Consider the following 20,974-nt stretch of genomic DNA (forward strand, 5'->3'; position numbering starts at 1 on the left):
TTACTAAAAGACACATATTGTTATTGAGATAAATGCGTACTACACCTAGTATTTAGCTAGAAATGAAAGATTATAAAGCACGAGGTAAGGAATGGCGGATTCAAACAATAAACAGCGCAGTGGTTTCTTTTCAAATGCCTTTGGAGTGGCTAAAAAGCTCAGTCATACAGGTTTAAATCTCTTAAACCAAGTGGCTCCAGACGCGGTGTCAACACTGACAAATAGCCCAACAGGAGATGCCACGACTCCAAAAACAAAATCAAAAAGTAAAACTTATGAGCGCCCGCAACATGTTTTACGTGAGCACCTGCCGACGGTATCACGTCAGTTATTAGGCCGACATTATGCGAAAGCAAACCGTATGGCGAGTTTTGTTTCTCCGCAACTTTCCGATAAAGCGGCTGATTATCTATTTGGTCAGCTCAATCAATTTAGTTCGAATATGTGTTCTGTCGATGCTGTTTTAGATGAAGCGGGTGTGCGTGATCTTGAAATGTTAACTCAAGATGTTGACCGTTCTAAGCGGATTAGTCAGGCATTATCGGAACAAAATAAGATCATTGCCATTGTTCAGGGGGCATTGACAGGGGCAACAGGTCTAGTGGGTTCAACCGTGGATGTGCCTGCTTCTTTGGTCATGTCATTGCGAATGATCTATCAAGTAGGGCGCTCTTACGGTTTTGACTTAAATAAAGAGTCTGATCAGGACATCGTACAGTTTATTTTTAAGCAAATTGATTTGGGTTTAATTGCCGAAAAGCAAACTTTATTGATGGCGATTAAAGCGATTTCGAGTACCTTGCAAACCCATGATGTTTCTCAGTTACAACAGTTGTTGGGATCGAGCAATGATGCAGAAGCTTTGAAGAAATGGTTGACCAATGCCGATGGTCAACTGAAATGGGGGCAGTCGCTTGCTAATCTATCCTTACTCAATAAACTAGCAAAGCTCTCACCCATTGCCAGTGCTAGTGTGAGTGCCGCTTATAGTTGGCGCTTAGTGGATGATGCACATCAAAAGGCGCAGTTGATTTTTTCACAAGCTCGCCAGTATATCATTCAGCAAAAAGACAATAGCCTAAGTGCCTTGACCGCTTATGAGCGTTCACTTGAGCTTTTAGTTAAAGCATCGCCGCGACTGCTTACTCAACGCAGTGCAACAGATGCGGAAACAGAGAGCTTAAATATGGGCACTGAAATCGCATTGGATGGTCATCAAAATATTGCTAAAGTGAAAGTTCAGAAGAAGTCAGACAAAGGCACACAAACACCAACCGATGATCTCGTTCAACAAGGCCTAGAGCAGCTTGCAGATCAAATGGTTGAACCCCATGATGCTGTTGCACCGCAACAGCCAGCCCTGCAAGTCGAAGAAGATCTTGCAGATTTATATCCTATGGATGAGGTTGAAGAAACCGTACAAAACAATAATGCGTCTTTTGTACAAAATGAACCCAATACGGCTTCAAAAGTTGCTGCGAAGCCTACTGTAGAGCCGACTGAAAAAAAGGTTACAAAAAGACGAAATGCGCCAAGTAAAAAATAAACTACTTAAAATAGATGAAAATTTGTAAAAGTCCTGATGTAGTCAGCATTACATGTAGTTTGAAATGTTGACCATTTTTGCGTCTTAGCTTACAATTGCATGCCCTCAAAAAGTCGTCTTTTTTTGGGTTTTTTATTAACGGGAGAATTGCCAAATGGCAACAACAAATCAGTTGATCCGTAAGGGTCGTACGACTTTAGTTGAAAAATCTAAAGTTCCTGCGTTGAAGGCTTGTCCACAACGTCGTGGTGTTTATACACGTGTTTACACAACTACACCTAAAAAACCGAACTCAGCAATGCGTAAAGTTTGCCGTGTGCGTTTAACTTCTGGTTTCGAAGTTTCTAGCTACATCGGTGGTGAAGGCCATAACCTACAAGAGCACAGTGTTGTTCTTATCCGTGGTGGTCGTGTTAAAGACTTACCAGGTGTACGTTACCATACCGTTCGTGGTTCTTTAGACTGTGCTGGTGTTAAAGATCGTAACCAGTCTCGTTCTAAATACGGTACTAAACGTCCTAAGAAATAATCTTTCGAGATTAACTTCTTAGTTCGCTAGAACTGCAATCCTTTATCGTCTCGCTTGTCTGATTTCTGCATTAATTTTGTGAAATTCAAGCGACGTGTAGTAAGGCCAGCGAAAGCACATGACACTTTGTGCTACGGCTGGATTAACCTGAAGTGTCATATATATAGGTAGTTTAAAATGCCAAGACGTCGCGTAGTTGCTGCTCGTGAAATCCTTCCGGATCCTAAGTTCAGCAGCCAAACAATCGCTAAATTCATGAACCACGTAATGCAAGATGGTAAAAAATCTATTGCTGAAAGTATCGTTTACGGTGCTTTAGACCGCGTTCAAGAAAAAAACAAAGTAGACCCAGTTGAGTTTTTCGAGACTACTCTTGAAAAAGTTCGTCCTATGGTTGAAGTAAAAGCACGCCGTGTTGGTGGTGCTACTTATCAAGTACCTATGGAAGTACGCCCATCCCGTCGTACTGCTCTAGCTATGCGTTGGTTAGTAGATGCTGCTGCTAAGCGTTCTGAAAAAACTATGGCTTTACGTCTTGCTGGTGAGTTGCTTGATGCAGCTGAAGGTAAAGGCGCAGCGGTTAAAAAACGTGATGACGTGCATCGTATGGCTGAAGCCAACAAAGCATTCTCTCACTACCGCTTCTAAGCGACTAAAACAGCCCCTATTCAGGAGGGTGACAGCTTGGTTTACGCCAAACTGTCATCGAATCGCTTTAAGCTGTCTGCCAGCTTAAAGCGTCCTGTTTTAAACAACAAAATTTAGGAATGCAAGAAATCATGGCTCGTCAAACCCCAATTTCTCGTTATCGTAACATTGGTATTTCTGCGCACATTGATGCTGGTAAAACCACAACTACAGAACGTATTTTGTTCTACACAGGTGTATCTCACAAAATTGGTGAAGTACACGATGGTGCAGCAACAATGGACTGGATGGAGCAAGAGCAAGAACGTGGTATTACCATTACTTCTGCTGCTACGACTACATTCTGGTCAGGTATGTCTAAGCAATTCCCTGAACACCGTATCAACGTAATTGATACACCGGGACACGTTGACTTCACAATTGAAGTTGAGCGTTCTATGCGTGTTCTTGATGGTGCATGTATGGTTTACTGTGCTGTAGGTGGTGTACAACCTCAGTCTGAAACTGTATGGCGTCAAGCAAACAAATACCAAGTACCTCGTTTAGCATTCGTGAACAAGATGGACCGTACAGGTGCAAACTTCTTCCGTGTTGTTGAACAAATGAAGACTCGTTTAGGCGCGTCTCCAGTACCTGTAGTGATTCCTGTTGGCGCTGAAGAAAACTTCCAAGGCGTAATCGACTTGATCGAAATGAAAGCGATCATTTGGGATGAAGCTTCACAAGGTATGAAGTTTGAGTACGGTGAAATTCCAGCTGAACTTCTAGCTTCTGCTGAAGAATGGCGTACAAACATGGTTGAAGCTGCTGCTGAAGCTTCTGAAGAGCTAATGGACAAGTACCTAGAAGAAGGTGATCTTTCTAAAGAAGACATCGTTAATGGTCTACGTGTTCAAACTTTGGCTTGTCAAATTCAACCAATGCTTTGTGGTACAGCGTTCAAAAACAAAGGTGTTCAACGTATGTTGGACGCAGTAATTGAATTCTTACCATCACCTACAGAAGTTAAAGCGATTGAAGGTGTACTTGACGACAAAGCTGAAACTAAAGCGATTCGTGAAGCATCTGACGAAGCTCCGTTCTCTGCACTTGCGTTCAAAATCATGAACGACAAATTCGTAGGTAACTTAACTTTCGTACGTGTTTACTCTGGTGTTCTTAAACAAGGTGATTCTGTTTACAACCCAGTTAAATCTAAACGTGAACGTATCGGCCGTATCGTGCAAATGCACGCGAACGATCGTCAAGACGTTGAAGAAATTCGTGCAGGTGATATCGCTGCGTGTGTAGGTCTTAAAGACGTAACTACGGGTGATACACTTTGTGATGAGAAAAATGTCATCACACTTGAGCGTATGGAATTCCCAGAGCCAGTAATTGCATTGGCTGTTGAACCAAAAACTAAAGCTGACCAAGAAAAAATGTCAATTGCTTTAGGTCGTTTGGCTAAGGAAGATCCATCATTCCGCGTTCGTACTGACGAAGAGTCAGGTCAAACAATTATTGCTGGTATGGGTGAGCTTCACCTTGACATCATTGTTGACCGTATGAAACGTGAATTCGGTGTTGAAGCAAACATTGGTAAACCAATGGTTTCTTACCGTGAAACGATTAAAAAGTCAGTTGAACAAGAAGGTAAATTCGTACGTCAAACTGGTGGTAAAGGTAAATTCGGTCACGTATACGTACGTTTAGAGCCAATGGATCCTGATGCTGGTAAAGACTACGAGTTCGCTGAAGAAGTTGTTGGTGGTGTAGTTCCTAAAGAATTCTTCGGTGCTGTGGATAAAGGTATCCAAGAGCGTATGAAGAATGGTGTCCTTGCTGGTTACCCAGTTGTTGGCATTAAAGCTACATTATTTGACGGTTCTTACCACGATGTCGATTCGGACGAATTATCGTTCAAAATGGCAGGTTCTTACGCATTCCGTGACGGTTTCATGAAAGCAGATCCTATCTTGCTTGAGCCGATCATGAAAGTTGAAGTAGAAACTCCAGAAGACTACATGGGCGATATCATGGGTGACTTAAACCGTCGTCGTGGTATGGTTCAAGGTATGGATGACTTGCCTGGCGGTACTAAAGCAATTAAAGCTGAGGTTCCACTTGCAGAGATGTTTGGTTACGCGACTCAAATGCGTTCTATGTCTCAAGGCCGTGCAACATACTCTATGGAATTTGCTAAATATGCTGAAACTCCACGTAACGTGGCTGAAGGCATCATTTCTAAATTCCAGTCTGGCGGTAAAAAAGGTGACGACGAGTAATCTTTCGATTACTATAAGCCCAAACTAATTCATAGTTAAAAACCAAGTGCTCATGCAGTGATCCTGCATGAGTAGTTTAAAAAGGAAGATCTCATGGCTAAGGCTAAGTTTGAACGTAATAAGCCACACGTTAACGTGGGCACAATCGGTCACGTTGACCATGGTAAAACAACTTTAACAGCTGCAATTGCAACTGTATGTGCGAAGAAATTCGGTGGTGAAGCGAAAGACTACGCTGCAATTGACTCTGCACCAGAAGAAAAAGCACGTGGTATTACAATTAATACTTCACACGTAGAATACGATTCACCAACTCGTCACTACGCACACGTAGACTGCCCGGGCCACGCCGATTATGTTAAAAACATGATTACTGGTGCTGCTCAGATGGACGGCGCGATCCTTGTATGTGCTGCGACTGATGGTCCAATGCCACAGACTCGTGAACACATCCTTCTTTCTCGTCAGGTTGGTGTACCTTACATTCTTGTATTCCTTAACAAGTGTGACCTTGTTGATGATGAAGAACTTCTTGAATTAGTAGAAATGGAAGTTCGTGAACTTCTTTCTACTTATGACTTCCCAGGTGATGACACTCCAGTTATCCGTGGTTCAGCGCTTCTTGCACTTAATGGTGACGCTGGTCAGTATGGCGAAGAAGCAGTTGTTGCGCTTGTTGATGCGCTTGACACTTACATTCCAGAGCCAGTACGTGCAATCGACCAAGCATTCTTAATGCCAATCGAAGACGTATTCTCAATTTCTGGTCGTGGTACAGTAGTAACTGGTCGTGTAGAAACTGGTATTGTGAAAGTAGGCGAATCAGTTGAAATCGTTGGTATCCGTGATACACAAGTAACAACAGTTACTGGCGTAGAAATGTTCCGTAAACTTCTAGACGAAGGCCGTGCGGGCGAGAACTGTGGTGTTCTTCTACGTGGTACTAAGCGTGAAGACGTACAACGTGGTCAAGTACTTGCTAAACCAGGTACAATCAAGCCGCACACTAAATTCGATGCAGAAGTATACGTACTTTCTAAAGAAGAAGGTGGTCGTCACACTCCATTCCTTAACGGTTACCGTCCACAGTTCTACTTCCGTACAACTGACGTAACTGGCGCGATCAAACTACAAGATGGCGTAGAAATGGTAATGCCTGGTGACAACGTTGAGATGTCAGTAGAATTAATCCACCCGATCGCAATGGACCCAGGTCTACGTTTTGCGATCCGTGAAGGTGGTCGTACAGTTGGTGCTGGTGTAGTTGCTAAAGTAACTGCATAATCATCTGATTGTGTGAAAAAGCGCCCCTTTGGGGCGCTTTTTTTATGGCGTCTAGTTAGATGTTTTGTTTGTTGGGTTGTTAGTTATTGCAGCAGTGCAATATTGATAAGCTTTTATGAAACTTATTTAGTAATAAGATGGTTTTGTTTTACGATTGTTTTTAATAAAAATAATATAAATTAGTTGCTTATGTGCTGTAAAGAAGGTGTAAATTCAATTCTTATCCCTTATTAAGCCTGTCTCCTAGAGTTAAATATCTGTCTCATTATGTCAAGTTTTAATTTTCATAAGAATTAGTATAAATGGAAGAAAAATACAAAAGCGACAAGGAGATGCAAAATGCAAAAGGAATATGATGTCGTCATCATCGGAGCAGGGCTTTCGGGTATTGGTATGGGATGCCAATTAACTCAACAAAGCCCGCACAAATCATTTACTATTTTAGAACGTCGTCAGGCTTTAGGCGGGACGTGGGATCTTTTTCGTTATCCTGGAATTCGCTCTGACTCAGATGTGATTAGTTTTGGCTTTAAGTTCAGCCCTTGGAATAGTAATCAAGTTTTAGCTGCTGGAGAGTCCATAAAAAGCTATTTAAAAGACACTGCTGAAAAATTTGGTATTGATCAGAAAATTCAGTACGGTATTAAAATTAACTCAGCAAATTTTTCCACTCGAACCAATCGTTGGACGGTAGATGCGATAGATGAGGCAACGGGCGAAGTATGTCAATTTGGTTGTAATTATCTGATCACCGCTACAGGTTATTATAACCATGATCAAGGTTATACGCCAAAGTATCAAGGTTTGGAAAATTTTAAAGGGCAATTTGTGCATCCGCAACACTGGCCAGAAAACTTAGATTATAAAAACAAACGTGTGGTGGTGATTGGCAGTGGCGCAACTGCGGTGACCTTAATTCCTGCGATGGCAAATGAGACGGCGCATATCACGATGTTGCAGCGTTCTCCAAGTTATGTGATTAATGTGCCAAATACCGACAAATTGGTTGATGCCTGCCGAAAAGTTTTATCTGAAGAGTTGGTGTATAAAATTTTCCGTAAGCGTAATATTTTTATGCAGCGTGGTATTTATAAATTATCACGTCGTTTCCCAAATAAAATGCGCTCATTCTTGCTGTCAAATGCGCAAAAAGCGTTGGGTGAGCACTATGATATGTCCCACTTCACACCGAAATATATGCCTTGGGATGAGCGTCTTTGTGCTATTCCAGATAATGATTTATTTGCTGTAATTCGCGAAGGTAAAGCTTCTGTTGTAACAGATCATATTGAGTGTTTTACCGAAAAAGGTATTTTGTTGAAATCAGGTGAAATGCTTGATGCAGATATTATTGTAAGTGCGACAGGCCTTGAGTTGCAGATGCTTGGGGGGATTCAAATTTCGGTCGATAAAGAGCAGATTAAACCGAATGAAAAAATGAGTTATAAAGGAACATTAATTCAGGATGTTCCTAATTTTGCGTACTTATTTGGTTATACCAATGCGCCTTGGACACTCAAAATTGATTTAGCGTGTGATTATATTTGTCGCTTAATCAATGAATTGGATGTTCGTCAAATGGCTGCTGTTAAAGCGGTTGCACCAATTAATGAGAAGACAGAGCATAGTATCGTATATGGCATGCAATCGGGTTATGTACAACGAGGGGATTGGGTCTTGCCGCGTCAAGGAAAGTCTTCTGAATGGTTTGTTAGGCATAATCTTGAAAAAGATACAGAAATGTTTAACCAATCCGTTGATAGTCCGAATCTGGTTTGGTCAGTTGTTTTAGAGAAGCCTAAAGGAAAAGTGAAGGCAGCATAAGTTGGGGAAGGCTTTGGCGTATGCTGTAGATGAAGACATGCGCCAAAATTAATTGCCGAAAAGGGAATATGGGCATGAATATAAAACAATTAAGTTTTATGAGTGGTGGGGGTATTCTTTCTCGGGTGGGCATGCGATTCAAACTGCAGCCAATCATCCAGAAATTTGTGCAGTATTACTTCAAGCAGCGCTTGTCAGTGGTTTATCCAGTTTGAAAGGTGTTCCACTGGCAAAATTGGCCCGTTTGAGTGTTGCTGGTCTTTGTGACTTGATGGGTGGCTTGCTCGATAAACCCGTTTATCGTCCAATTGTTGGGCATGTGCAGGATGATGCGGCCATGACCACAGCAGATGCCTGAGAGGGTTATCTGTCGCAACTTCCCGAGAATGCGAACTGGGGGAAAACAAAACTCGGGCCCGTATCTTCTTAGAGGTACCATTATATAACCCGATTCGTTCCGTGCATAAATTGAATATGCCAAGTTTGGTGATTTCAGGGCAAAACGATACAGTCATTCCAGAAACAGCAATACGTGCGGCGGTCCATAAAATGCCAAATGCACGCTATTACATGCTGCAAAGTAATCATTTTGAACTTTGCTCAGGTGAAGTTTTTGAAAAGAATATTGCTTTGCAAATCGGCTTTTTAAAGGAAAAAGTTCCCGTGCATTTGGTGCATGTAGCAGCATAAAAAATGAGGCCTAGTGCCTTATTTTTATGCTCATCATCTTTGTTTGTACTAACTTTCTATCTTTAGGTGGATCTGGGTGTGGGGTAGATTGTCTAACAACTTAGCTCTAAAACTGTCCTAAACTGATATTTTGCTGACCTTAACTGCACTTATGGGCAGAGCCTAATCACGTAAGATAAAAAGACAGAATAAATATAAGGATTGAATATCTTTATCGGATGTTCATAGGAGCCGAAAGATGAATGCTAAGGTAAAAATTACCAATCGCGCAGGTGCGAGTTTCCCTGTGCGTCGAATGAACTTTGAGTTTGAAAATGTGCCTGAATATTGGATGAATGGTTCGGCAGGGCTGACCCATTTTATGACAGCGTTATCGGCACTCTTTCCGGCAGGTGAGATGTTTTTTATCGACAGTGTCCGTGCCGTACGCCAGCATCCAGCAATCAAAGACAATGCTGAACTGCAAAAGGAAATTTCAGCGTTTATTGGTCAAGAAGCGATGCATACGCAAGAGCATGAAGGCTTTAACGCATCAGCACAAAAATATGGACATGATGTGGCAACCCTTGATCGCTATACTGATCGTGCGATTCAGACCACGCGTAAAGTATTTGCTTTTTTAGGTAAACCTGTGGGCATCACTCAAGAAATGGTCGATTTAACCGCAACTACAGCGTTAGAGCATTTTACTGCAACGATTGCCTCTCAACTGTTGGTCAATAAACACATCCAAGAACTTATGACAGATGAAACCATGAAAACCATGTGGTTATGGCATGCGATTGAAGAAAATGAACATAAAGCAGTGGCTTATGATGTTTTTGAAGGCGTTTTTGGTAAAGGCTTAAAAGCATATCTTTTAAGAACCAGTTCTTTGGTTGCAGCAATGGCAATTCTGTTCCTTGTACAGTCGTATTTCGTATTTCGGTTATTGCGACAAGACAAACTGTTGAACATGGCGGCATTAAAAGATATTTATACCTATGGATATAGCCCATCGAAAGGCATTATAACGGGGATGGGGCGTGAAATGATGATGTATTTCAAACCCGGTTTTCACCCCAATGACCACGATACCGATGCTTTACTGGAAAAGTGGAAAGCAAAGTTAGGTTTTTAAGTTGTATTGACACTTTGAGCGATATAAATCGCTCATTTTTGTATTCGATTTTAGCTACAAATTTTTTATAATGCTGCATCCTTATTTTAGAAAGATAAACGAAGATGATTCGTTTAATGCACACTGCGGACTTAGATCAAGTCGTTCAGATTGAGCGTTTAGTTCAAACCCATCCTTGGAGCTTGCAACAGTTTCAAGAGTCAATCCAGTCTTATCAGAGTACCGTGATTGAACAGGCGGGGCAGGTGGTCGGATTTTGTATCCTGCAACCTGTACTTGATGAAGCCAATTTACTATTGATGGCTATTCATCCGAGTCAGCAAGGCAAAGGGCTGGGTTATCAACTGCTCGATGCTTCATTGGCACAACTCAAAAACAACCCACTGCAAGTCTTTTTAGAAGTCCGTGAGAGCAATCAGGCGGCCATTGCATTGTATGAAAAGTCGGGCTTTCATCAGATTGATCTGCGGAAAAATTATTATCCTAAACCCGATGGGACTCGTGAGCATGCCATTATTATGGTGAAATCGTGCAGTGATGACTTTGCCGAACTGTTTAAATAATCGAAAAGTTGAATTGAATACGATGACTATTTAATAATGGCATTATTCCAGCCTGAAGGCAGGGTGGTCATTAATGAGTTTCCCAATTGCTCGACTTCTTCTGTACTGAGACTGTGGTTGAGTCGACGCCATTGGCCATCAATGAGTAGCTCTAAAGGCAAATATTGCGATTTGTAGTTCATTTTTTCTGAGTGTGGTACCCAGTAACCCAAGTACACAAACTGTAAAGCACGTGCTTTAGCAAGCTCAATTTGTTTTAAGATGGCAAAAGCCCCCAGTGAGCGTTTGCTTTCATCGGGGTCAAAAAACGTGTAGACCGCAGACAAGCCATCATCTAAAGGGTCACAAGTCGAAACACAGATGAGACGGTCTTCTTTCCATAGTTCTAGGAAAAAGCTATCAGTACAACTGTGCACGAGAAATTTATCAAATTGGTCACGACTAGGTGGGAACATATCTCCATCGGCATGGCGTTTAAAGATATAACGCTCATATAAGTCATAATGCTTTTTAGTGGCATCTGCCGTGCGAGTAATCTTTAAAGTAAGATCTTGGTTGCGTTTCCATGCCTTTTTTTGACTGCTGTTCATTTTAAATTCGCGTACAGGTACACGGCTAGACAAACACTGTCGACACAGATGACACTCTGGGCGGTAGACAAAATCTCCACTGCGACGGAAACCGACACGAGAAAGTTCGGACAGTGTAACCACATCAATACGATGTGCTGGATCGAGGAACACCATCCGAGCTGACTTTTTTTCTAGATAGCTACAGTCATGCGGTGGGGTAATGTAATACTGTAAATCATTCAGTAGGGACTTCGGGTGATACGAATTCATAGTAAATCCCTCTATTATTCTTTATTCAATCAGTCGCGCATTCTGCGCTATTGTTTTACTTGAAAATACACCCTCCTGATATATTTTCCAATCAATAGCAGGTTGATTTACAACATCTTGTAACGATTTTAAGTAGGTTTGCCGAGAAAGTGTACAAGCACCGAGGCTCAACAGATGATCATTGACCAATTGGCAGTCGATCCAAGGTAGTTCATTTTCACGTCCAATCAACATCAGTGTATAAAATGCCATTTTTGAAACATCTGTTTCGGTACTGAACATCGACTCCCCAAAACAACCTTTGCCGATGCTGACACCATAAAGCCCTCCGACTAAGCGTGTTTGATCCCAAACCTCGACACTATAGCCATAGCCTGCATCAAACATGTCACAATAACCCTCAATAATATCTTCACTGATCCATGTGTCATTGGCATAGCTACGTGGCAGTGAGCAGGCACGGATCACCCGTTCAAAAGCTTGATTGATGGTGATGCGATAATCTTGCTTTTTCATGCTACGAAGTAGGGTTTTACTGGGCTGATAATCCTGCGGTCGGATGATGCAACGTGGTTCAGGGCTCCACCAGCAAATGGGTTCACCTGCGGAGAACCATGGAAAGAGACCATGGCTATAAGCCTCAAACAGGGTAGACGGGGAGAGGTCTGCACCGATACAAATTAAGCCTTCACCCTCGGGGTCAACTTCAAGCGGATCGGGAAAGATATACTCAGAAGGCGGTAACTGCTGCATAGTAAAGTCGAAACATGATAAAAAATGACCCTTAGATCATACATAAAAAAACCGCCCATTGTGGGCGGTCTTTTTTAAAGGCTTAGATTATTCGCCTAAAGCATCCAAATATTTTTCCGCATCTAGTGCAGCCATACAGCCTGAACCTGCTGAAGTGATTGCTTGACGATAAACACTATCTGCAATATCACCTGCTGCGAATACACCTGCGACAGAAGCAGCGGTGGCATTACCAGATGTACCGCTTTGAACTTGGATATAGCCATCACGTAAGTTCAATTGACCATCAAACATTGAACTGTTTGGTTTATGACCAATTGCAACAAATAAACCTTGTACATCAATGTTTTGGGTAGATTCGTCTTGAGTTGATTTTAAGCGAACTGCGGTTACGCCCGTGTTGTCACCTAACACTTCATCGACTTGGTGATTCCAAATGATGCTGATTTTTCCTTCTTTTTCTTTTTCAAATAAATGATCTTGAAGGATTTTTTCAGAACGCAATGAATCACGACGGTGAACCAAAGTCACATGCGATGCAATGTTAGACAAATACAGCGCCTCTTCGACGGCAGTATTGCCTCCACCCACAACCATGACTTTTTGGTTTTTGTAGAAGAAACCATCACAGGTTGCACATGCGCTCACGCCTTGGCCCATAAAAGCAGCTTCAGATTCAAGACCTAGGTACTGAGCGGTCGCACCTGTGGCAATAATCAGTGCATCACAAGTGAACTCATCCATATCACCTTTAAGGACGAATGGACGTACAGAAAGATCGACTTCATTGATATGATCGTAGATGATTTCAGTACCAAAACGTTCCGCATGTGCTTGCATACGTTCCATGAGTGCAGGGCCTGTTAAGCCTTCAGGGTCACCCGGCCAGTTATCCACTTCAGTCGTTGTGGTGAGCTGACCACCGAGTTGGATACCTGCAATCAATGTAGGCTTTAAGTTGGCACGAGCAGCATATACCGCAGCGCTGTAACCTGCAGGGCCTGAACCGAGAATAATCAAACGTGAGTGACGAGCGCTCATACGTAGAATCCTTTTTTTATTTAGAAATTTGTGGAATTATACGTGAAACTCTATAACAGTTGTGTGTGTTCAATGTCGATATTATTGATCATATAAATCGTTTTGAGCTATATAGAAGAAATATGCGGTGTAGAGCGGGTAAAAGTGGATAAATCATCTACTCGCTATACATAAAGCATTTAAGAATAGTGCATCTTTTTATAGAGAAGAGGTGCATAATATGACGTTTATTGTGAAACTTTTGCTTTAGGTTTCGAACAAAAACATTAATGAAGAATTTGTTACAGGACAGTATATGACTGAGGTGTCGGGTGCTTATGCACAGCGCTTATTAATGACATTATTTTTAGTCTCGTTTGGCATTTATTTGTTCCTTGCTACCGTGACCTATACCCCATTTGATCCGGGCTGGATGCATATATCAAGTGATACCTTACAAGTTTCGAATGCCAGTGGTGTTGCAGGGGCATGGATTGCTGATTTGTTGTTCGGCTTTTTGGGGTGGGCAAGTTTACTTATTCCTGTGTTTTTGTTTATTGAAGCCATTCAAGTGTGGTGGCCACATAGCTTTTTAAACCGCCCATTTCGTTATGCTGCCCAGTTTTTTATTTTGCTTGCAACGGCCAGCTTACTGTTCTTGTTTTGGCAAGTTCCCGCAGATACTTTGGATAATGCCTCAGGCGGGATTATTGGCTACGAACTTGGACAAAGTTTGTCGCAAATTTTAAGTATTTATGGTGCAACTTTATTTTTGGTTGTTTTTACTTTAGTTTTGCTAACCTTGGCTTTTGGTATCAAGTGGAATCGTACTTTCGCTACACTTAAGGCAACCCCAGCTTATTTACAAGATCTATTTTATCGTAACGTGCCTGAAAGCGAGTCTGCCTTTGATCGGACGACGCCAAGTGTAAAAAAAGAAGTGATTGCAACAGCACCGAAAAAGGGTATTGATGCAACGGAATTGGCAGATGCGCCAGCTGTGCAAGAGGCATCGGTGAAAGCACCTCAGCGCGACTATTCAGCAGAGCATTTGTTTAATGATATGGTTGCGAAAGAACACCGTGTCCAAGAACAAGTACTTGATGCTGATGATGAGGCAGAGCTTGAGCGAACCCTTAAAAAAGCACATCAATTAGAACAAGACAGCCAACGTGTCGTGGCGACAGGTGAGGTTTGGCGCGCATTAAACTCAGGTGAGGATCAACGTCATAAAAATGATATTGATGCTTTACTTCGTGCTGCCGAAGAAGATCGCCCATTTAGCCCAGAACAACATTTTCAAGCAGTGGTGCAAGATCATACAGCACCCATTGCTGATCCAAATTACTTCCAAGACAATGCTCCTGCGCAGAAGAAAAATGTCGATTGGGATGATGATGAAATCTTTGATGAGTTGCTTGCTGCCGTACCTAACGGCAAAACAGCAACGGATGTTCATAGCCCATTCAATATGCCTGAACCTGTGTCTCATTTACATGTCGTTGAAGATCCTGTTGCAGTGGCAACAATAAGTACTGCTGTGACTCAGGCAGCATCACAACGGTCAATCCAGACTGGACAAATAGCCCCATTAGATACATTGGATGATATTGATGACTTCTTAGCTGAAGACTGGGAAGAGCGTAAAGAGGCTTCACCTGAAGTACGCACCACTAGCAGTTATGCTCAGTCTTCAGCCTTTGTCCAAGCCCCGATTCAACATCAAAATACGGTGAGCACTCATGCTACACCTGCTGCGGTCAAAGAAGTTTTATCTAAAGAAGCATTTATTGAAGCATGGCAAGATACCGCAGGCAAACCGCAGGATGAAGACGAGTTTGATTTTGATGCGCCACTGACGGATGCCTCTGGTCGTCCGATGTCTTTGGCAATGCAAGTGGTCGAACGTCGTCGTGATTTATCACCACTCCCGGGGTTAGATTTGCTCGATGAAGTTGATCTGAATAAAAAAGTCAATTTCACCGCGGAACAGTTAGCCCGATTATCTGAATTGCTTGAAATTAAGCTACAAGAATTTAATGTCAAAGCTAAAGTGGTTGAGGCGCAACCAGGACCTGTGGTAACTCGATTTGAGTTAGATTTGGCTCCAGGTGTAAAAGCCTCTAAAGTCACCAATATCTCGCGAGATTTGGCACGTTCAATGTCCATGGCTTCCGTACGTGTGGTCGAAGTTATTCCGGGTAAACCGTATATTGGGATTGAAGTGCCAAATAGCAGCCGTGAAATGGTGCGTTTGATTGAATTGTTAAAAACCCCAGCCTTTGAAGATCCTGCTGGCTTACTGTCTATGGCAATGGGTAAAGACATTTCAGGTAATCCTGTGATTACTGATTTGGGCAAAGCACCGCATATGTTAGTTGCGGGAACTACAGGTTCAGGTAAGTCCGTTGCAGTGAACTCGATGATTTTGTCGATGCTGTTAAAATATAAGCCAGAGCAACTGCGCCTGATTCTGATTGATCCAAAACAGTTAGAACTTGCAAACTATAACGATATCCCACATTTACTTACCCCAGTTGTGACTGATATGAAAGACGCGGTCAGTGCCTTGAATTGGTGTGTGAATGAAATGGAACGTCGTTATAAGCTGATGTCTTTCTTAAAGATCCGTAAGCTTGCAGACTACAACCGTAAGGTGGAAGAGGCTATTGCTAATGGTGAAGACCTGATTGATCCGACATGGAAAGCCAGCGACTCTGTTGCAGGTGAGCGAGCACCACGTTTACAACCCTTACCTTCGATTGTGATTGTGGCCGATGAGTTTGCTGACATGATTATGCAGGTCGGAAAAAAAGCAGAAGAAATGATTACTCGTTTGGCGCAAAAATCACGTGCCGCAGGGATTCACTTATTGCTTGCAACACAGCGTCCATCGGTAGATGTGATTACAGGTTTAATTAAAGCTAATATTCCAACACGTGTGGCTTTGCGTGTGAACTCAAAAATTGACTCACGTACGATTTTGGATGCGGGTGGTGCAGAAGACTTACTCGGTCATGGTGATATGTTGTTTTTAGGGCCTGGTAAAATTGAGCCTGAACGTGTACATGGTGCCTTTATTGCCGATGACGAAGTGAACCGCATTTGTGATGCGTGGCGTGAACGCGGCTCACCAGACTATGTCGATGAAATTTTGACGCCATTTGATGAAGAGCCAAGTTCTCGTGGCTTTGAAGATGGTGATGGTGATCCAAACCGTGATGCGCTTTATGATCAGTGTGTGTCCTTTGTATTGGAAACACGCAAAGTTTCGGTATCTTCGCTACAACGTAAATTTAGTTTGGGTTATAACCGTGCGGCACGGATTGTTGACCAAATGGAAGAAAACGGAATCGTAAGCGCACAAGGTGCGAACGGTAAACGAGAAATTTTAGTTTAGAAAAGTCAGCCTGCGGATAGCAGGCTTTTTCTTAATCATTCAGTTTAGGCATAGTCATGCAAATTATTGATGCATTAATTCCATTGGTGGTACTGATCGCAATGGGATATGTATTAAAGCGTTATCGCTTTTTAACGGTGGAATTTTGGCAAGGTGCTGAAAGGCTAAACTATTGGATTCTATTTCCTGTTCTACTTTTTACAAGTTTAGCTACAGTTCATTTTGATATCGGACAAGTTCTGCCTCCGCTAGCGGTTGTTTTTGCAGTGACTTTGCTGATTAGTTTAGTTCTGTGGATACTTAAAGCAATCTTTCACTTTCCTGTCGCTCAGTTTGGTGTGTATTTACAAAGCCAGATTCGTTTCAATACCTATATTGGCTTGACCAGTATGGCACTGATTTTTGGTGCTGCTGGGATGCAAGTCTTTGCCATGATTATTGCCTTTGTGATTCCTTTGGTGAATGTGCTGTCGGTACTGAGTTTTTCTCAAGGGCAGGGGCTGTCTTATAAAAACATTGCGTGGTCGGTTGCGAAGAATCCACTAATTTTGGCGTGTATCGTGGGGATTATGTTTAATTTCTCAGGTATGCACTTAGCTGAAAGCATTAGTCAATCCTTAAAACTGGTGGCGGGAATGAGCCTTCCACTTGGTTTGTTGTGTGTTGGTGCGGCATTACAGTTTAATGCGTTGAGGCATGCTGGGCGTGCTTTGATTTTAAATACCTTCGGGCGTTTAATCCTTGTGCCGATTCTGGCTTATTTTGGCTGTCGTTTAATGGGTTTAGCCTCATTTGAAACCATGATTGTAGTGGTATTCTTCTCGCTCCCAACGGCATCAGCAGCCTATGTCCTCACTAAATACTTCCAAGGTGACAGTCAGCTCATGGCTGCTGTGATTAGTTTACAAACCATTTGTTTTGGTCTGACTTTTCCACTGTGGATGTGGTTATTGCATGTATAAAAAAATGCCAGTTCCATTGTGCTGAACTGGCATTTTAAAATGGCTGTTTTGGAAGAGTTAGGCAAATTTAGCCAAGACCTCTAAAAATGGTGCCGCTTGACGTGGATAAGCGGCAATCACGTCATGAATGCGCTGACCTTCTGGATTGGTTGCGTTAATATCGCGACCATCCGTTTTAAATTGGGTGAGCAGACGCTCATAATCACTTGGGCGCATGTGTTTAAATGCATGGTACAACACATGAAAGTCGCCATTCACACCTTCAGGAGGAAGCTGAGTTAAATAGGCAAATACACGCTCATCTGACCATTCTTCATTGAACGTTGCTGGCTGAGATAATGCCATAGCAATCTCCTTGCTGGTTTAATCATTAAAAAAGGCAAAATATGGGAGACAAAAAATACTTTTTTGTGTCTGCGCATATTCTGCCTTGATTCAATTTGCTTGACTAATCAAAAATCAGATTAACGTTCTTCAGGCAAATTGATATTCATTTCAAGCATTTCAATATTCGCTTCAGAACGAACAGCCATTTGAATGTGCTGTTCATCTACACCGCGAACATAGCGATTCACCACTTGCATGATTTCTTTCTTCATTTGGTCGATTTTTTCTTGGCTAAGACGTTTACCTAAACCACTTTCAGACGCTACGATAACTTTCAAACGATCTTTTGCTGTTTGTGCACTAGACGGTTTTTCATCATTACTAAAAAGCTTACTCCAAAATCCTGCCATGTCTACGCTCCAAATAATCGTGCTAACCAACCTTTAGGCTTCACGGTAATGTGACGATAAGGACGTTCTTCACCTAAGAAACGCGCTACAAGGTCATCATAGGCTTGGCCTGCTGATTCTTCAGTGAAGAGAATCACTGGTTTACCTTCGTTCGATGCTTGTAAAACGCTCTTACATTCAGGAATAACACCCAAAGTCGGCACACGTAAAATATCTTTAGAAATGTCGTCAATAGTTAACATTTCTTGTTTATCTGCGCGCTCAGGGTTGAAACGTGTGATACACAAGTGTTTACGAATACGACCTTCGTTCATTTCCACTTTCTTGGTTTTGCTATCGAGCATCCCAATAATACGGTCTGAGTCACGTACAGATGAAATTTCAGGGTTTGTCACAATAATTGCTTCGTCGGCATGGTACATTGCTAAAATCGCACCACGCTCGATCCCTGCGGGTGAGTCACAAATAATATAGTCAAACTCTTGTGACAACTCATCCATAACACGCGCTACGCCTTCATCAGTTAAGGCATCTTTATCACGGGTTTGCGACGCAGGTAAAATATATAAGTTCTCGATATCTTTATCGCGGATAAGCGCTTGTTGTAATCGAGCTTCGTTATTTAAGACATTGACAAAATCATAGACAACGCGGCGTTCACAACCCATGATCAAATCAAGGTTACGTAAACCTACGTCAAAATCGATCACAACAGTTTTGTGACCACGTAGGGCTAAACCTGTTGCAAAAGATGCACTTGTCGTAGTTTTGCCTACGCCACCTTTGCCTGATGTTACGACAACAATTTTCGCCACCGAATCCACTCCTGTTATGGTTTAAATCCCCTTATTTATCATTTGGGGCTTTTGGTGTTTATTTATACATTAAAATTCAAGCGCTTCAAATACAAGCTCTTGTTGATCATTTAAGTAAATATGTGTTGGGCGTTTTAAATGCTGCGCTGGAATATCATCTGCGACACAATAGGTTCCTGCAATTGAAACCAACTCAGCTTCTAAAGCATGGCAAAAGATACGTGCAGCAGTGTTTCCACCCGCGCCGGCAATGACTCTACCACGAGCACTGCCATAAATATGTATATTTCCTGAAGCAATTACTTCCGAGCCACTGTTAATGCCCGCGGTAATAATGATATCGCCTTGATTTTGGACCAAGCACTGGCCCGTACGTAAAATTTCGTCATGGTATGAGGTCGCATGACGAATCACAGAGGCTGCCGCAACTGGAGCATTGGCAGACGGTGTGGCAACAGGAGCAGGGGCTTCAACCACTTGCTCTTTGGTTGCTTTAACTTCTTGTAGCTGTGCACCTACCGCATGACCTTGGGCTGGAATTACGGGGAACTGAATGGCACGTGCTTGTTCAGCCAAAATCCCATCTTGTACGGCCATTGGTTGAACATCCAGATCAAGCAGTAATTGGATGAGCGAAATTAACTCTTGCTCAACAGTACTTTCTAGAACCACCAAAGCTCCAGCAGTTGATGCACTTTGTAATGTTTTAGTTAACTGCTGTCGGATTGCATCATGATCATTGGTGTCAAGGGTAATGCGAATTGCATTGACCATTCTGCCGGTTATCCGGATATCAGCCATAATTTTTCCTTAAGACTTCTCAGATTTATTTTTTACTAAAGAAGTGATGTTGTAAATAGAGCAAATCCTAGAACAAAATGAAGGATTGCACTAGCTACGTTTGTAATATTTTTAGCTTAATGCTTATTCTTTGGCTTGATCATCTTTTTCTAGCTCTTCTAGCCATTGTTTCACTTTAACTTGCTTACGAATTGCATCCAAACTTTCATAGACCACAGACTCAACCAATTGCTCCAATGACTGATTGTCAATTTTTAAATCACTGACCTTTTCCGCAATTAAGCGGTAGGTTGCATTGGGTTGTGCTGGGTTTCCCGTAACCATTGGTTCTAATAAGCCTTGAGTGATATTTTCACCGAGACGTTGCCCGATACTTTGAATTTGCTGTTCAATTCGTCCTCCCACAATTGGAATTAAACGTAGTAATTGGGTGAGTTCGGGGGTATCTTCAATCGCACGGTTCACAATCAGACCGACATTTTGTGCAATAAAATACTGACGCTGTTTCAGTTCAGTTGCGAGAGATTCTTGTAGAATTTCGGCCAATGCTTGTGCAAATAAAGTCCGATGATGATCGACAAGGTCATGGATAATTTTTTTATGGGTCGAGCTGGTATTTAATTCGTGCTTAACCCCATCCAATACGGTAATCACGACGCGGTCAGACAGTTCCTCCATCACCACGCGGTAGTAAAATTTGCCCTTAGCTTGTACCGATTGAGGAATGACGTTATAGCCTAATTCATGCAGGCGAAAAGCAATCACTCCTGCACGGAATAACCTTAAAAAGCGTAAATGAGGAATAATGGCTAAAATTTCGTACCAATGGATGAAAGGGAAGAAAAACCAGCGACGATGGTGCCTATAAATAATAGCAATGCCCCAACGTACCAGTAATTCAGCAATCAAGAACAGAATAAACCAAGCCTCGGTGGTAATGACCCACGGGTGCAAATGTTCGCGATAAAACGCTAAAATATTTTCAAGATGAATGGCATGGAAAAACCATCCACCAATATTGCTCATGATAAAAAAATTAGCACACAAGCAAAACAAGTTAAAAATGATGAGAAACACCATAAAAATGTCATAGATCAAAAATAGTTTGAAATACAAACTTTGTGGATCGACCTGATGATATTTTGATTTTTTGGCTTGGTTATTCTGCATCAT

The 20,974-nt window shown here is 42.1% G+C and carries 20 protein-coding genes; 12 read left to right on the forward strand and 8 right to left on the reverse strand.

Annotated elements, in window-relative coordinates; genetic code table 11:
- Positions 1-91 precede the first annotated feature (91 nt).
- From ACZ8ZH_RS03245 to rimI, 10 genes are all read left to right on the forward strand, one after another.
- Positions 92-1,546 carry an EcsC family protein gene (locus ACZ8ZH_RS03245; RefSeq protein ID WP_119064939.1) on the forward strand — a complete coding sequence of 485 codons (1,455 nt, stop codon included), beginning with the start codon at positions 92-94 and terminating at the stop codon, positions 1,544-1,546.
- Positions 1,547-1,700: 154 nt separating this feature from the next.
- Positions 1,701-2,075, forward strand: coding sequence for a 30S ribosomal protein S12 (gene rpsL / locus ACZ8ZH_RS03250; protein WP_470247844.1), 375 nt, complete (start codon positions 1,701-1,703; stop codon positions 2,073-2,075).
- 177 nt (positions 2,076-2,252) lie between these two features.
- A complete protein-coding gene (gene rpsG / locus ACZ8ZH_RS03255; RefSeq protein ID WP_004694929.1) occupies positions 2,253-2,723 on the forward strand; it encodes a 30S ribosomal protein S7 in 471 nt (156 codons plus the stop codon).
- A 131-nt stretch (positions 2,724-2,854) separates the two neighbouring features.
- Complete coding sequence (fusA, locus tag ACZ8ZH_RS03260; protein ID WP_086210752.1) at positions 2,855-4,990, forward strand: elongation factor G; 2,136 nt, start codon at positions 2,855-2,857, stop codon at positions 4,988-4,990.
- 93 nt (positions 4,991-5,083) lie between these two features.
- Positions 5,084-6,274: an elongation factor Tu gene (gene tuf, locus ACZ8ZH_RS03265; protein ID WP_004694925.1), complete on the forward strand. Its 1,191-nt coding sequence runs from the start codon at positions 5,084-5,086 to the stop codon at positions 6,272-6,274.
- Positions 6,275-6,613: 339 nt separating this feature from the next.
- On the forward strand, positions 6,614-8,098 hold the full coding sequence (locus ACZ8ZH_RS03270; RefSeq protein WP_470247845.1) for a flavin-containing monooxygenase: 1,485 nt from the start codon (positions 6,614-6,616) through the stop codon (positions 8,096-8,098).
- 52 nt (positions 8,099-8,150) lie between these two features.
- Positions 8,151-8,456 carry a hypothetical protein gene (locus tag ACZ8ZH_RS03275; protein ID WP_119065001.1) on the forward strand — a complete coding sequence of 102 codons (306 nt, stop codon included), beginning with the start codon at positions 8,151-8,153 and terminating at the stop codon, positions 8,454-8,456.
- A 101-nt stretch (positions 8,457-8,557) separates the two neighbouring features.
- Positions 8,558-8,788, forward strand: a complete 231-nt coding sequence (locus ACZ8ZH_RS03280) for an alpha/beta fold hydrolase (protein WP_162900314.1) — start codon at positions 8,558-8,560, stop codon at positions 8,786-8,788.
- Between the two features lie 238 nt (positions 8,789-9,026).
- The gene (locus ACZ8ZH_RS03285) at positions 9,027-9,908 is read left to right on the forward strand and encodes a metal-dependent hydrolase (protein ID WP_119064999.1); all 882 of its coding nucleotides are present in this window, start codon (positions 9,027-9,029) and stop codon (positions 9,906-9,908) included.
- Between the two features lie 104 nt (positions 9,909-10,012).
- Positions 10,013-10,471 (forward strand): ribosomal protein S18-alanine N-acetyltransferase, encoded by a 459-nt coding sequence (rimI, locus tag ACZ8ZH_RS03290; protein ID WP_119064998.1) that lies wholly within the window; start codon positions 10,013-10,015, stop codon positions 10,469-10,471.
- Positions 10,472-10,497: 26 nt separating this feature from the next.
- Here rimI and ACZ8ZH_RS03295 read toward each other — a convergent pair whose 3' ends face one another.
- The 3 genes from ACZ8ZH_RS03295 to trxB form a co-directional block, all read right to left on the reverse strand.
- A complete protein-coding gene (locus ACZ8ZH_RS03295) occupies positions 10,498-11,313 on the reverse strand; it encodes an arginyltransferase (RefSeq protein WP_086208217.1) in 816 nt (271 codons plus the stop codon).
- A 21-nt stretch (positions 11,314-11,334) separates the two neighbouring features.
- Positions 11,335-12,066 carry a leucyl/phenylalanyl-tRNA--protein transferase gene (gene aat, locus ACZ8ZH_RS03300; RefSeq protein ID WP_086208216.1) on the reverse strand — a complete coding sequence of 244 codons (732 nt, stop codon included), beginning with the start codon at positions 12,064-12,066 and terminating at the stop codon, positions 11,335-11,337.
- A gap of 87 nt (positions 12,067-12,153) precedes the next feature.
- Positions 12,154-13,107, reverse strand: coding sequence for a thioredoxin-disulfide reductase (trxB, locus tag ACZ8ZH_RS03305; protein WP_086208215.1), 954 nt, complete (start codon positions 13,105-13,107; stop codon positions 12,154-12,156).
- 295 nt (positions 13,108-13,402) lie between these two features.
- Here trxB and ACZ8ZH_RS03310 point away from each other — a divergent pair, with 295 nt between their 5' ends.
- Positions 13,403-16,486: a DNA translocase FtsK gene (locus tag ACZ8ZH_RS03310; protein ID WP_119064997.1), complete on the forward strand. Its 3,084-nt coding sequence runs from the start codon at positions 13,403-13,405 to the stop codon at positions 16,484-16,486.
- Between the two features lie 56 nt (positions 16,487-16,542).
- Complete coding sequence (locus ACZ8ZH_RS03315) at positions 16,543-17,448, forward strand: AEC family transporter (protein ID WP_119064996.1); 906 nt, start codon at positions 16,543-16,545, stop codon at positions 17,446-17,448.
- Positions 17,449-17,505: 57 nt separating this feature from the next.
- Here ACZ8ZH_RS03315 and ACZ8ZH_RS03320 read toward each other — a convergent pair whose 3' ends face one another.
- From ACZ8ZH_RS03320 to ACZ8ZH_RS03340, 5 genes are all read right to left on the reverse strand, one after another.
- Positions 17,506-17,793, reverse strand: coding sequence for a PA4642 family protein (locus tag ACZ8ZH_RS03320; RefSeq protein WP_004694907.1), 288 nt, complete (start codon positions 17,791-17,793; stop codon positions 17,506-17,508).
- A gap of 119 nt (positions 17,794-17,912) precedes the next feature.
- Positions 17,913-18,185: a cell division topological specificity factor MinE gene (gene minE / locus ACZ8ZH_RS03325; RefSeq protein WP_086208212.1), complete on the reverse strand. Its 273-nt coding sequence runs from the start codon at positions 18,183-18,185 to the stop codon at positions 17,913-17,915.
- Between the two features lie 2 nt (positions 18,186-18,187).
- Complete coding sequence (gene minD, locus ACZ8ZH_RS03330; RefSeq protein WP_004694902.1) at positions 18,188-19,000, reverse strand: septum site-determining protein MinD; 813 nt, start codon at positions 18,998-19,000, stop codon at positions 18,188-18,190.
- A 69-nt stretch (positions 19,001-19,069) separates the two neighbouring features.
- Positions 19,070-19,801, reverse strand: a complete 732-nt coding sequence (gene minC / locus ACZ8ZH_RS03335) for a septum site-determining protein MinC (protein ID WP_110974842.1) — start codon at positions 19,799-19,801, stop codon at positions 19,070-19,072.
- A gap of 123 nt (positions 19,802-19,924) precedes the next feature.
- Positions 19,925-20,974, reverse strand: coding sequence for a preprotein translocase subunit SecA (locus tag ACZ8ZH_RS03340; protein WP_416332356.1), 1,050 nt, complete (start codon positions 20,972-20,974; stop codon positions 19,925-19,927).

The sequence above is a fragment of the Acinetobacter sp. SW-226 genome (genome assembly GCF_055632855.1).